The organism is Sphingobacterium sp. FBM7-1, assembly GCF_020687765.1.
Taxonomy (GTDB): domain Bacteria; phylum Bacteroidota; class Bacteroidia; order Sphingobacteriales; family Sphingobacteriaceae; genus Sphingobacterium.
The window spans coordinates 11520-25554 of record NZ_JAJEWJ010000007.1; the positions used below are offsets into that span (position 1 = coordinate 11520).

9 protein-coding genes are annotated in these 14035 nt (G+C 40.5%); 5 read left to right on the forward strand and 4 right to left on the reverse strand.

Annotated features, from left to right (window positions below; translation table 11 throughout):
* Positions 1 to 3: 3 nt before the first annotated feature.
* Entirely contained in the window at positions 4 to 3162 is a 3159-nt protein-coding gene (locus tag LKO28_RS12070; protein ID WP_227695146.1) for an efflux RND transporter permease subunit, read from the reverse strand.
* Between the two features lie 63 nt (positions 3163 to 3225).
* On the reverse strand, positions 3226 to 4380 hold the full coding sequence (locus LKO28_RS12075; protein WP_227695147.1) for an efflux RND transporter periplasmic adaptor subunit: 1155 nt from the start codon (positions 4378 to 4380) through the stop codon (positions 3226 to 3228).
* 174 nt (positions 4381 to 4554) lie between these two features.
* On the opposite strand from LKO28_RS12075, the gene cls reads away from it, so the two are divergent.
* Both cls and LKO28_RS12085 read left to right on the forward strand, forming a co-directional pair.
* The gene (gene cls, locus LKO28_RS12080) at positions 4555 to 6033 is read left to right on the forward strand and encodes a cardiolipin synthase (protein ID WP_227695148.1); all 1479 of its coding nucleotides are present in this window, start codon (positions 4555 to 4557) and stop codon (positions 6031 to 6033) included.
* A gap of 157 nt (positions 6034 to 6190) precedes the next feature.
* Positions 6191 to 8911, forward strand: coding sequence for a carboxypeptidase-like regulatory domain-containing protein (locus LKO28_RS12085; protein WP_227695149.1), 2721 nt, complete (start codon positions 6191 to 6193; stop codon positions 8909 to 8911).
* A gap of 7 nt (positions 8912 to 8918) precedes the next feature.
* Here LKO28_RS12085 and LKO28_RS12090 read toward each other — a convergent pair whose 3' ends face one another.
* Entirely contained in the window at positions 8919 to 9860 is a 942-nt protein-coding gene (locus LKO28_RS12090; protein WP_227695150.1) for a YihY/virulence factor BrkB family protein, read from the reverse strand.
* 253 nt (positions 9861 to 10113) lie between these two features.
* Between LKO28_RS12090 and LKO28_RS12095 the strand changes: the two genes are divergently transcribed.
* Positions 10114 to 10644 (forward strand): hypothetical protein, encoded by a 531-nt coding sequence (locus tag LKO28_RS12095; protein ID WP_227695151.1) that lies wholly within the window; start codon positions 10114 to 10116, stop codon positions 10642 to 10644.
* Positions 10645 to 10656: 12 nt separating this feature from the next.
* On the opposite strand, the gene LKO28_RS12100 is transcribed toward LKO28_RS12095, so the two are convergent.
* Positions 10657 to 12396, reverse strand: coding sequence for a M61 family metallopeptidase (locus LKO28_RS12100; RefSeq protein ID WP_227695153.1), 1740 nt, complete (start codon positions 12394 to 12396; stop codon positions 10657 to 10659).
* 110 nt (positions 12397 to 12506) lie between these two features.
* On the opposite strand from LKO28_RS12100, the gene LKO28_RS12105 reads away from it, so the two are divergent.
* Positions 12507 to 13370, forward strand: coding sequence for an N-acetylglucosamine kinase (locus LKO28_RS12105; RefSeq protein ID WP_227695154.1), 864 nt, complete (start codon positions 12507 to 12509; stop codon positions 13368 to 13370).
* Between the two features lie 31 nt (positions 13371 to 13401).
* On the forward strand, positions 13402 to 13917 hold the full coding sequence (locus tag LKO28_RS12110) for a glutathione peroxidase (RefSeq protein WP_227695155.1): 516 nt from the start codon (positions 13402 to 13404) through the stop codon (positions 13915 to 13917).
* Positions 13918 to 14035 lie beyond the last annotated feature (118 nt).

Sequence of the window (14035 nt, forward strand, 5' to 3'; positions counted from 1 at the left end):
GCGTTATTCGTCTGATGATTTAAGCTTCTCTCTTACTTTTTCATCTAAAGTCTTAAAGACCATAAATAAAACAGGGATGATAAATATACCGAGTATTACTCCCGAGAGCATACCTCCAGCGGCGCTAAAGCTAATAGAATGATTACCAATAGCAGAGGGGCCAACACTCCACATAAGGGGTACTAACCCTGCAACGAATGCAAGAGAGGTCATGAGAATAGGGCGGAGACGCAATTTAGCGCCCATAATGGCTGCATCATAAATACTCATCCCTTTGTTGCGCTGTTGCACCGCAAACTCTACAATAAGAATCGCGTTTTTGGCTAATAACCCAATGAGCATAATGAGCCCTACCTGCACATAAATGTTGTTTTGTAACCCTACTATCCAGATGGTCGAGAATACCCCAATTAGGCCCACGGGAACCGATAGTAAAACGGCCCATGGAAGGATATAGCTTTCATATTGTGCGGCCAATAAAAAATAAATAAAGATAAAAGAGAGCCCAAAAATTAGGATCGTCTGTGTACCAGCCTTGCTTTCTTCATAGGCCATTCCGGTCCACTCATAACCATAGTTGGCAGGAAGTTCAGTGGTAGCTAGCTGTTCAATGGCCGTCATCGCATCGCCCGTACTGTATCCGGAGGCCGGTGTGGCGTTCACGGTAATTGAATTATATAAATTATATCTAGAAACTGATTCCGGTCCGATCACCTTATTTAAGGTCATCAATGTTCCTACGGGAACCATTTTTCCTTCTTTATTGCGGACAAAAATGGAGTTAAGGGACTCGGGATCTGATCGGTAATCGAAATCGGCTTGTAAATACACTCGGTAGGTTCTGCCGAAGCGATTGAAGTCTCCGCCTTTCACACGCGCGAAGTACAAGCGAATGGTACTCATCATCTCGCGAATGTCAACACCTAAGCTTTTGGCTTTGACCACGTCAATATCCGCTTCAAACTGCGGAAAATTAGATTTAAACGTAGTGTATGCATTGCCGACTTCAGGGAGGCTATTAATCTGGCGAATGAAAGTGTCAGCGACAAGGTCAAAATCACGGATATCACCGCCCAAACGATCTTGTAATACCAGCTCCAACCCTGCAAACTCACCGAAACCCTGCACAGTAGGGCGAGGAAACACTGTAAATGTGGCCTCGTCTATTCGCGAGAGGTCGGCTCGAACTGTATCCATAAATGCTTGAATAGATTTGATGTGAGAACGTTGTTTATGAGGCTTGAGGTTAATATAACCCGCCGCGAACGCCGGACTGACGCCGCCATCTAAGGCGTTGAAACCGGAAACAGTCGTCATACCTGCAATATCTTCTCGCTTCTTTAAAATACTATCTGCTTTGCGTAAAACAGCAGTCGTTCTAGCTAGGGATGCACCAGGAGGCATGGCTAATGAATAGGTGACGAAGCTATCATCCTCAGTAGGAATAAAACTCTTCGGAGTATTCATTAAAAATACTGCGCCGATTAGTGTGATAATAGCTAAACCTAGGAAAGCAATCTTCTGGTGATTAAGCAAGTATTTTACACCTACAATATAACGATCGGTGAATCTGTCGAAGGAATTATTAAACGCCCTGAAGAATCGTGTTTTATATTTTTGGAAGGTGTTGAGTTTTTTTTCCTCTTCAATCTGTTGTGGGTGTACCGGTTTGAGTAATAAAGCACACAGCGCAGGAGAGAGCGTTAACGCGTTTACTGCTGATATTAATATTGCCGTGGCTAAGGTATATGCAAACTGCTGATAGAAGATACCGGCAGGGCCCGTCATAAAGCCTACGGGAAGAAATACAGCAGCCATCACCATCGTAATTGAAAGAATAGCCGTTGTGATCTCCGACATGGTCTGTATCGTAGCTTCTTTTGCTTTCAAACCCGTCTCATGCATTTTTTGATGGATTGCCTCCACGACGACGATAGCGTCATCCACTACAATACCGATAGCTAACACAAGCGCGAACATCGTCAGCACATTCAGCGAGAAACCAAATAAATTTAGAAAGAAAAAAGTTCCGATAAGCGATACGGGTATGGCGATAGCCGGAATTAAGGTAGAACGAAAGTCTTGTAGGAAGATGAAGACAATAATAAATACCAAAATAAAAGCTTCAAAAAGAGTATGCTTTACTTGATTTATAGATTCGTCAATCTGGTCCCTTACACTGTAGGATATTTCGTAGTGCATACCTTTTGGAAATGCCGTTGAAATTTCCGCCAATACTTTTCGAACTTCTTGGTCTATCGCATGTGCATTGGAACCACTAGTTTGTGTAATATTAAGCGTCAACCCGGGGTACCCGTTAACTTTATTATCACTATTCAAGTTTGTGGCGCCAAATTCTATACGAGCAATATCTTTTAAGTATAAAACGGAACCGTCAACATTCGTTTTGATGACCATATTCTCAAATTCTTCGGGTTGGGAAAAGCGCCCCTTGTGGCGGATTACCGTCTCGAAGACTTCGTCTGTAGCTTCCCCAAATTTACCGGGTGCCATTTCAAAGTTCTGGTCACTTAATGCTTTCGTAATATCCTGTGGAACTAGATTGTATAGTGCTAATTTTTCGGGGTTTAACCATACCCGCATCGAGTAGTCCCGCGCACCGACCCTTGCTACCTGTGCAACGCCGTCTACCCGCAAGAGCGGCCGAATCATGTTGATTTGGGCATATGCTTGTAAAAACGTTTCGTCGTAAATGGAATCCTTATGGTCCGAGTAAAGGTTGATCGTCATAATAGCACCACTCTGTCTTGGTTGCACAATGATACCATTTTCATTTACCTCGGAAGGGATAGTAGATATGGCTCGAGAAATACGGGTTTGTACGTTAACCGAAGCAATATCTGGATTGGTGCCGGTCTTGAAAAACACCTGTATACTGCCGGAGCCTGAATTTGTAGCGGTTGACCTTATATAGGTCATATCTTCGACCCCATTAATGGCTTCTTCCACGGGTAGTAACACACTTTCGGCAACTGTTTCGGAGTTTGCCCCGGGGTAGCTTAATGATACTACCACACTAGGGGGAGCGATTTCGGGAAACCTACTCACGGGGAGTATCATCATACCTACCAAGCCAAGAATAACTAAAATTAAGGATACAACCGTGGCTAGGACCGGCCTATTTATAAATGTTTTTAACATGTAACGATACGTTTAAACTTACCTGATAAAAAGGGGAAATGCGGATAATGAAGACCACCAGAATTATTGCTGGATTGGCGTCACGGTGGAGCCATCCGTAATTTTATCAATTCCCGAAAGCAGGACTCTATCCCCGATGTTAAGGCCCGAGACAATATAATTATCTTTACTTGTACCTTCTATTTTAATAGAACGACGTTCTACCTGATTATTATCATTCAAGGTGTACACAAAGGTTCTATCTTGTAGTGAACTGGTAGCCACTTGCGGAATTTGAATAACTCCCTTTTTGGTCTCCGATATTTTTAATGTACCTGTACTACCATTTCTTAAAATATTGTTCTCGTTTGGAAAGGAAGCCCGTAAAGATATTGCTCCAGTTGTGCGATCCACCTGACCATCAATCGCGTCTACAATACCTTTTTCTCTGTATTCTTCGCCATCCGCAAGAATTAAAGTCGCTTCTGGAAAAACAAGTCTGTTTTTGGAATTTTTGACGCCACGTAAGCTATCTTCCCGTGCTTTAATTTTCGAAAAATATAGGAAATCGGACTCGTTCATCGAAAAATAAACGTACACCTCTTGTACATCGGATAATACCGTCATGGGCTCTTTATCCCCCTTTGTTACCAAATTTCCTATTCTTTTTGGAATTCTTCCAATGTATCCGCTGACGGGAGCGGTAAGAACGGTAAACTCCTTGCTGATTTCTGCATTTCTAACCTCGGCCGCTGCTTGGTCAAGGGAAGCCTTAGCCACATCGTAATCTGACATTACCTTTCTGAGCCGGACCTCGGATATTACATCGTTTTCTACCAAAGGTCTCAGACGTTCCACTTCTAACTTTGCATTTTCTAACTTGGCTTTAGCGACATTTTGATTAGCAACTGCATTATTGAGACCTTCTTGGTAGACCGAAGCGTCTATTTTAAATAATTTTTGCCCTTTTTCTACATATTGTCCCTCATCTACATATATTTCTTGTAGTATTCCTTCCACCTGAGGTCTAATTTCAACATTTACTTTTCCTTCTATTGTTCCCAGATAGTCCTTCACGGTAACGGCACTACTTGTATCCACGGTATGGACAGGTAAGGCCAGGGGCTTATTTGCGGTATCCTCCGATTTACTGGTGCTACAACTTAGAACGGTAGCCGTAGCCACTGTAAATAAGCATGCATATAGAAGTTGTTTTTGCTTCGAATTATTCGTACTCATTTTTTTAATTATATCTTGTCAATTTCTGTTTTAATGTAACGGTTTAGTTACAGCTGACATGCAATTATAACATTTCTCGGTGAGAATAGTTGTTCGTTTAACAATTCTTAACGTACGTTTTGGGTTCGTTTAATTCGGTTAAAAGACCTATTTTTATCTTAGGTTATTTACTATATGGAATTTGCGCAGGAAATCTTTAGTTTTTTGAAGCAGTGGTATTGGATGCCTATTGTCTTTTTATATATAGGAACTATTAGTACGATTTTAATCGAAAATCGAAACCCGACAAAAACGCTATCCTGGATTTTAGTTATTATTTTTTTACCTGTTATTGGTTTATTGTTCTATTATTTTTTTGGGCAGAAATTTAACAAGGTACAACGTTTGAAACGGGTAAATGATATGCAGATGATGCGTCTACAAAAGGAATGGGATCGTCTGGAGGGCTACATGGATCAAAATATTATTCGTATTAGTAGCCGGATAGGTACGCTTGCCCGTGTATTTACTTTTTTAAAAAATGAACGTGTATCGTCTCCAACCACTGGAAACTGTGTGAAATTGCTCATCAATGGGGAAGAGAAGTTTCCAGACTTTATAAAATCCTTACATGGGGCCAAACATTCCATCCATTTGGAATACTATATTTTCGAAGTGGATACGATCGGGAAAGAAATCCTAGGTATTTTAGAAGCAAAAGCACGGGAAGGCGTTTTTGTACGCTTATTGATAGATGGTATCGGTTCACCGGCATTGGTGCGGCATCTGTCACGTAGAAAGGATTTGAATTTTGAGTTCCGACCGTTTTTTCCCGTCACCTTCACATCCATGGGTAATAGTAATTTTCGAAACCATCGGAAGATTGGGATCATTGACGGAGAAATAGGCTATATCGGTGGAATTAATATTTCTGATCGATATATTAATCAACGGGGGGATAGTGCTGCTGTCTTTTGGCGTGATACGTCTTTAAAGATAGAGGGGCCGGCAGTTACTATGCTTCAAATTGGATTTTGGAATTCTTGGAATATAGCTGAAGGAACACCTTTTCAATTAAATGAGGGATATTTGCTCCATCGCTTACCGGCTGTTGAAAAAAAGGGAAGTGCTGCAGTTTCTTTTGTGGAGAGTGATCCTGGATCGAGGGGGCCTTTCAATATGGAAGCTATTCTGGTAGGCTTAGGGGAGGCCGACAAAAAAATTCAGCTGGTTACTCCTTATTATGTGCCTAGTGACGAGTTATCAACCGCGCTAAAAATAGCGGCAGCCGCGGGATTAGAAGTTGAGCTGATGTTGCCCGAAAAATCCGATTCTTTTATCGTACAGCATGCTAGTCTTTCGTTCATCAAGCCCTTATTGGAACGGGGGGTAAAGGTCTATTTCTACAAGAAGGGTTTTATTCACGCGAAAACAATCAATATTGACGGGAAGCTTTCTTATATCGGAACCGTTAATCTAGATACACGGAGTTTTTATATTAATTACGAGATAGCTGCTGTTGTTTCAGATCCGACACTGTGTGGGCAATTGGAAGAGCAGTTTGAAATTGATAAAGCGGATTGCACACTGATGACACTCGCCGAATGGAAAAAGAGAAACATATGGAAACGGGGACTTGATTCGGTATGTAGATTACTTGCACCGTTGTTGTAAATCATAAAAGTCGGCTGAGGCCAACAAGTATGATACTTGTATAAAGATGTGTTTAGTTGGTATGCATAGGAGATTACTATTGATAATTTTTATGATTCGTTTCGTGAATGTAAAACATTTTATTTAGGTTTAACTTTGAGAAAAAAACTGTATTTACATGAAGAAGCTTTTTGTTTTCGTATTTTTCGTTCTTTCTGTGCTCCAATCAAGAAACGGATTCGCTCAACAAGTGCCTGCTATACCTATTAATACGGTAGTGGATCGCGTCCAAAATTACTTTGGTATTTACCCAGTGGAGAAAGTCCATTTACATTTTGACAAACCCTATTATGCAGTGGGAGACACCTTATGGTTCAAGACCTATCTACAACATAACTTATTTGAATACAGTCCTAGTAAAATTGTTTATGTAGAAGTATTAACAAGCAAAGATTCCTTGATACAAACCTTGCGAGTCCCACTTACAAATAATACTGGAAAAGGTCAATTGGTTTTAGACCCCCAGTTTATCGAGCAGGATAATTATCGATTTAGGGCTTATACGAAATGGATGGCAAACTTTGATAATGCTTATTTTTACAATAAGGTTATACCGATTGGTGACGCGATTAATAAAAAATTGGCAGCGGATATTACCTATACACCCGATGGTAATAATAAAACAAAAGCTACTATACAGTTTAGAAATAGAGAAGGCAATTTGCTAGGAAGACGAAAACTCACCTGGGAAGCTATCGATGGTTGGGATCCGTTTAGTAAAGGGAAAGCGGAAACAGATGACATGGGCCGCGTGACCATTAACCTCACTATAAAAGAACGAGAATACCTGAAAAAAGGAAGGCTGAATATAAGAGTTGAGGGCGATAAGCTAGAACCAGATTTGCTGGGGAGCTATCCGCTACAATACGCATTATGGGATGCAGACGTACAGTTTTTCCCTGAGGGAGGTGATCTTCTAGCGGGTGTGGCCAAAAAGCTGGCTTTCAAAGCCGTAAGCTCGACCGGAAAGGGGTTAAAGATACAGGGTAAGATCATCGATAGTAAAAAGAACGAAATCGTGGCATTTAATGATATGGCGTTTGGCATGGGGGCTATTGAGTTTATGCCAGTTGCGGGAGAAAGTTATCGGGCGGTGGTATCCTTTGAAAATGGCGAGCAGCGGACTTATGACCTTCCTGAAACAAAAGCAGAAGGAATTAACATCATTCTACATAATGAAGATGACGCTGCTTTCCAGATGGCGCTGATTGCTAACGAGGCTTATTTTGAAAAAATGGTAAATCAGCCGTTCTACATTTTAGGACAATCGAATGGGCATTTGGTATACGCTGCGCAAGCTACGTTAAAAAACTCGTCTGTACTCATCAGTCTTCCTAAGGATAAACTTCCTAACGGTATTGTTCAGTTGACGATCATGCAGCCTGATGGGAAGTTGTTGAGCGAACGTTTGGTATTTAATCAATCACAACCTTTGTTGGATATTAGTGTGAAAACCGATAAAACAGGCTATACAAAAAAAGAAAGTGTAAAGCTGACGCTACAAGTACCTCAAATAGATTCATTAAGAAGCAATTACTCGGTGTCGGTTATTGATGACATTAAGACACCGTATAACGATGATCAAGAGCTAGGGATTGTGAGTAATTATTTGTTAACGTCTGACCTTAAGGGATACGTAGAACAACCGAATTTCTATTTTAATGAAAAAAATGAAAATAGAAAGGAAGCTTTAAATGTGCTACTTATGACCCAAGGATTTAGACGTTTCTCATATGAAGATTTGGTAGCCGAAAAACTCCCTCAGGTACAATTTATGCCCGAACAGGGGATTACACTCTCGGGAATATTACGACTGAACACTGGGCGCCCACAACCTAACGGAGGGCTTTTATTATCTATTCCTGCGAGAAACATACGCAAGGATACTTATACCGACAACCAAGGACGATTTGCATTCGAAAATTTAGTGTTTCCCGATTCTTCTAAAGTGACTATAAATGCACGAGGCAACGATAACTTCAGGAATTTGGTTATTAATATGGATCAGACCTATTTTCCGGGGATTGATAAAGGCAATCCTTATGCGAGTAATAACGTCCAAAATATTGATCAAGAAATGAAAGCTTACTTGAATAATAGTAAGAATGAATATCGTACATCTATTTTGATCGATGAGGTTCAGGTTACCGGTGTGCAACGAAAAATGGTCACCAGTAAAGAATTCTCCTCGTTAGCGGGGTTATCTATGCCGGAACATCGTCTAGAAGGTGAGCGACTATCGGGTTGTAATGTGCTAACGATGTGCTTAACGACTATGTTGACGGGTATAACCTACGATAATCAGACGTTGAAATACTATATCACACGCAATTACAACCAAGGGAGCCGGGTACCCGTACAGTTTTTTTTAGACGGTATGCCGATCGATGAACCTGGATTAAATTCCATTATCCCATCGGAGATTGAAGCGATAGAGATTTTCTTACGCGACGAACTCGGTACGGTAAGCCGTCTTTACCAGAATGATGGTGTGGTATCTATTATGACGAAAAAGAAAGATCAAAGTAAACAGCCTCGCATGTCACTTGCAGAAATAGAAAGTATGTTACCGAAAACGAATGTCATTGATATGGTGCCGCTTGGATATGTGAAAGAAAGGGAGTTTTATTCACCAAAGTATGATACGCCAGATAGTAAAAATACGAACGACTACCGGACGACGATCTACTGGAACCCAGATGTGGTATTGAATGAGGAGGGCATGGCTACTTTAGAATTTTATAATGGAGATGGCAATGGTAAATATAAAGTAGTGGTAGAAGGCCAAAACGAAGCCGGCACTGCCGGAAGAACAGTGTACTATTATAACGTACAATAACAGAAAATTATTTTATTTCTGTCACTTCCACCCTAACAGCGTACGACCTCGGTCGTACGCCCCGTCCGTACCTAATCGCATAATGCTTAGTGAATTCGGCTCCAAAATATAAAATAGCGGCCGAATAGTAAACAAAGCTTAGTAAGATGATAATGGATCCGGCCGCCCCGAAGGAACTCGCCGTAACATTGGATGATAAATACCAAGATATAAGAGATTTGCCTAATAGAAAGAGTAAAGCGGTAAAAATTGCGCCGCCTAACACATCTCGAAAACGCGTTCTAGCATCTGGAAGAACCGCAAAAACACAGGCAAATAAGGTTGTGATAATGAAGAATGACATGCCGGTATTGATGAGGTTAATCATCTGCAGGTTAATGTTGGGGATATATTCGCTCAAAAACTCGCCTACTTTTCCCATCAGTAAACCGATTACGCTACTGAGAATAAGGGAGACCATCAGCAGAAATCCCAAACCTAAAATCATGGAGAAAGAAAGTAAACGGTCTATAATAATCTTTACCCAACCTTTTTTAGGTTTCACTTTAATATGCCAGATTTCATTAATGGAATTTTGTATATCTACAAATATAGTGGTAGAAGAAAAAACTAAGACACCAATACCTATATAAAGACCTATGCTGTTCTTGCTTTCTACCGATATCTTTTTTATTGCGTTGTCTAGCATACTCGTAATATCGGGGCCGAATAGTTGATGAAGCTCTGTCATAATTTCATCCCGGGCGCCCGTTGGGGATTCCATCTGGCTGCCATAAAAAAAGCCGAGTGCCCAGATTAAAATTAAAATCAAAGGACCGATAGAAAACACCGTATAATAGGCTAAGGATGCACTTTTTTTGAGACATTTGTCCGTCAGAAAACTATTGATCGTATCGAGTAGTAATTGTCCAAATCCTTTTAGTTTGGACCAAGGTGTTTCTTTTTCCATACCTGAAATATTGTTTTCTAATATACTGTTTGGTAAGTTACTCCTATCTTTTATTAAAATAATATTTCGTACTTACCCATACCGTTTTCAAAATGGGAGATCTCCATTTTATGATATATAGACTAAGATAAGATTTTATCGTTCAATAAGTCAACCACGTTACAAATTTCTAGATAAACGATAACAGAATTTAACTTTTGAACGTTTAAATAAAGTATTACTTTTGACGAACGTAAAAAATATTATCATATTCATGAAGAAAGCAAATTGGGTGTTATTGACCTTAGGGATTATTTTATTTTCATTCGATACATCGTGGGCGCAGTTGAATAGTCAGCACGCTGTAGGCGGACGTTTCGGGAGTGCCACCGGTTTTAGTTATCGTTATACACTAGCAGATGACAGAGCGGCGGAGGGGATTCTTAGTATACAAAGTAACTCGAAGTCGAGACGTTTCCGGCTTATTGGACTATACCAATACCACAAACCTCTGGCAGAGAATTTTACGTGGTTCTATGGATTTGGGGGGAGTATCGGAAGTTTTCGATATAAGGATGTCGTTACAGAAGTACAGGATCCGACAAATGGATCAGTAACAAGAACGGTTACACATAATAACTCAGAACTAGCTTTGAGTATCGAGGGAATTGTCGGTATAGAATATGCTATTCCAACCACGCCTCTTTCCGTCTCGTTGGATGTTAAACCGTATTTTGATTTCTTACAGGAAAGTTCGATTAGATTAATAGATCCATTTGGATTGACTATTCGATACAAATTTTAACAGAAGATCTTATTATATTTCTGCCGAAAGCCAGATTTCGCCCATTCTTTTTTGGAAAGGCGTTGCGTCTGGCTTTTGTTGAATAACCCATTGTTGTTTCGTCGATCGGCGAAGCGGTGCGTGGATGGTTCGGATTAAGCCATCCCTTGAGACTAATATATCTATGATTTCGTCTACCTGTCCATGTTGCAGTATAAACTCCAGTTCCTTGCCCGCAGCATCGAGTCTATTCCCATTAATAGCAATGAGTTCATCGTCAACATTCAATCCCGCATCCCAAGCGCCCGAACCACGTTCGACATTTTTAAGAATGATTCGGCCTTCTTGTATCGCTATTTTTATTCCCAACGAAAGCTCCTGTTTGTTATGATTTAAATCAACTAGTTGGTACCCCACACGGTTGAAGTATTTATTATAATCCAATTCTTCGGTACGATGTGCCGCGTCAAAAATTTCCGAAAGATTTGTGCCGGTTACAGCTTCCGCCAATGTTTGGAATTCTTTTTCTTCAAAACCTCTGTTTTCTTTTTTATAGAAGGTCTGATAAGCGCTGCGAAGCACATTATCCAGTCGTTTTGTTCCTTGTGTCTCGCTGAGTATGTGGACGTCTAATGCGACAGCGAGCATAGCACCCTTATTATAATACGAGATACTGGTGTTCGCGGAATTTTCATCGGGTCGATAATGCTTTATCCATGCGTCATAACTAGCTAATGCCGCAGATTGGATGCGGTACCCCGGTCGATTGTAGACTTGGTTGAAATCGTTGACGAGCATATCCAGGTACTCGGGTATGGAAAAGAAACCACAACGCCGAATGATAAGGTTGTCATAATAGGACGTAAAGCCTTCCATGATCCACAGTCCCGTTGTATAATTTTCCTTGTCGTAGTCGAACGGGCCTAGCTCCTTTGGACGGAGTCTCTTAACGTTCCAAAGATGAAAATATTCGTGTGCTACAAGACATAAGAAATTTTTATAGGCACTTGGTATTTGGTACGCATTCCTGCTGGCACCTAGTACAGTAGAGTTTAGGTGTTCCAGACCCCCGCCGCCCGTTTGGTAGTTATGGGTAATGAAAACATACTGTGTATTCGGGTTTTCTCCCCAAATTTTGGTTTCCTCCTCAACAATCTTGGTTATATCGGACGATAGTTGTTGCTTGTCGTAATTTCCACCGCCGACCATAGCGAACTCGTGTGCTACACCGGCGGCATGGAAGTGCCATATATCTTGGTTTCCTAGTTCGAGAGGGCTATCATATAGTATATCAAAATTTTTCGCGTAGAAGACGTGTCTATTTTGCGCTATTCTAGGCAGGCCAGTGGAAATATGCGACCACTTTTCCGGAAGGTTTATTTTAACGGTGCAGTCGATATCAATACGACCTTTAATATACATGAAAGTGGCTGCGGGGTTAATAAACGCACGATCTGCAAGGATCATATTGGTCCGTACAGATACTTCAAAGCCATAAACTCGATAACTTATTTTGGTCTTGTTAGCAGGGGCTTGTATGCGCCATGTGTTTTTTGAAATTTTTTCACAGGCGATGCGATCAGTCTCTGAAAAAGCTTCGACTAGCTCCACGTGTCGTTCATATTCACGAATTAAATAAGATCCAGGCGTCCAAACGGGCATACTGATGTCTAACATCTTTTCGTCGAAATCAGTAACGTCCATTTCAACATCCACGTAGTGCGCATGAGGTTCGGTAAAAGAAATGGTAAATTGTACACGAGGTTCTGGCATGATCTGCTTATTTGTTGCAAAGCTACACAGATTGAATCAAAGCTTCAAAAGTATTTATACATGAAAAATTATTATCTTTGGGATGCACGATATAAATTTAAACATCATATATGATTTTAGTTGCAGACAGTGGCTCTTCCAGTTCGGATTGGATGCTTAATCTACCGGATAGTGCTCCGCTATCCTTCAATACGAAGGGACTGAATCCATTTTTTGTAAATGAGAAAGAAATCGCCCGGGTCATGCAGGAAGTGCCCGAAATATTGCCGTATGCTAGCGAGATCCATGAAGTGTATTTTTTTGGAGCCGGATGCGTTACGCCAGATAGGCGAGAAATTGTTTCCAATGCGCTTACAGAAATTTTCCCCACCGCTTTTATTGCTGTAGAAAGTGATATATTGGGCTGCGCTTATGCTACTTGTGGGCAAAACAAAGGTTATGTATGTACCATTGGTACGGGATCGGATATAGGATATTACGATGGGGAAGAACTACACCCGAGTTTACATGGTGTCGGTTATGTTCTCGGAGATGAAGCCTCAGGCGCCTGGTTTGGAAGACGGCTAATTATCGATTTTCTATATGAGAAGATGCCGAAAGACCTTCAGAAAAAATTTTCCGAAAAATATCGGGTTAATAAAGATATCGTAATTAAGAATGTGTATCAAAAAGATCGCCCCAATGCATATTTAGCATCGTTTGCCGAATTTATGGCGGAAAATAGATTACATCCTTATATTGATACCTTATTAAAAAATGGATTTGACGAATTTATTCGAACACATGTCATCACTTATCCTGATTTTTGGGAGTATAAAGTAAATTTTGTTGGAGGCATCGCCTACCATTTCGACTTGCAGCTGCGTGAAGTATGCGAGGTGTTGGGGGTACGGGTCGGATCAATTTTAAGCAATCCGATAGAACAATTATTTCACTTTGTTGTTGAAAGAGAGACGAAATTGATTCTTAAGTAATCGATATATATAAACGATAATATTTTTACAAATGCAGATAATAGCAAGTATAGTGCTGTGGGCTTCCATCCTGTCACCTGCAGTTTCGATTTACGATTTTAGCTTCACCTCCATTGATGGTGAACCAGTGGATATGTCCGCTTTTCGTGGGAAAAATATTTTGATAGTTAATACGGCCTCCAAATGTGGGTTTACCAAGCAGTATAGTGATTTGCAAGCTTTACATGAACAATATGGAGAAAATTTGGTTGTTATTGGTTTTCCTTCAGATAACTTTGGTGGACAGGAGCTGGATAATAACGAAGATATCCAAGAATTCTGCGAACGGAATTATGGTGTCACTTTTTTGCTATCTGAAAAAATTGATGTGAAAGGAAAGGAGATTCACCCGCTGTTCAAGTTTTTGACAACTCAAAAAAATCCAGATTTTATAGGAGATATTGAATGGAACTTTGAAAAGTTCTTAATTGATAAAGAAGGAGCTCTCGTACATCGATACCGATCCCGCATTAGTCCTCTAGATAAGGTGATTATCGGTAATTTATAAAGTGTCCAATGCGAATTGAAAACTTCGGTTTAAGAAGTTTCTATGAATGTTATTGTGAGTTTTTGATATAGAAATCGCCATGAAAAAAGATGCGACGATTTTTATATTTCAGTTTCGC

What these genes read in the sequence shown, in the direction of transcription:
- LKO28_RS12110 (WP_227695155.1), top strand. Translation starts at nt 13,402, where the DNA reads ATGCAGATAATAGCAAGTATAGTGCTGTGGGCTTCCATCCTGTCACCT.
- LKO28_RS12090 (WP_227695150.1), bottom strand. Translation starts at nt 9,860, where the DNA reads ATGGAAAAAGAAACACCTTGGTCCAAACTAAAAGGATTTGGACAATTA.
- LKO28_RS12100 (WP_227695153.1), bottom strand. Translation starts at nt 12,396, where the DNA reads ATGCCAGAACCTCGTGTACAATTTACCATTTCTTTTACCGAACCTCAT.
- LKO28_RS12095 (WP_227695151.1), top strand. Translation starts at nt 10,114, where the DNA reads ATGAAGAAAGCAAATTGGGTGTTATTGACCTTAGGGATTATTTTATTT.
- cls (WP_227695148.1), top strand. Translation starts at nt 4,555, where the DNA reads ATGGAATTTGCGCAGGAAATCTTTAGTTTTTTGAAGCAGTGGTATTGG.
- LKO28_RS12085 (WP_227695149.1), top strand. Translation starts at nt 6,191, where the DNA reads ATGAAGAAGCTTTTTGTTTTCGTATTTTTCGTTCTTTCTGTGCTCCAA.
- LKO28_RS12070 (WP_227695146.1), bottom strand. Translation starts at nt 3,162, where the DNA reads ATGTTAAAAACATTTATAAATAGGCCGGTCCTAGCCACGGTTGTATCC.
- LKO28_RS12105 (WP_227695154.1), top strand. Translation starts at nt 12,507, where the DNA reads ATGATTTTAGTTGCAGACAGTGGCTCTTCCAGTTCGGATTGGATGCTT.
- LKO28_RS12075 (WP_227695147.1), bottom strand. Translation starts at nt 4,380, where the DNA reads ATGAGTACGAATAATTCGAAGCAAAAACAACTTCTATATGCATGCTTA.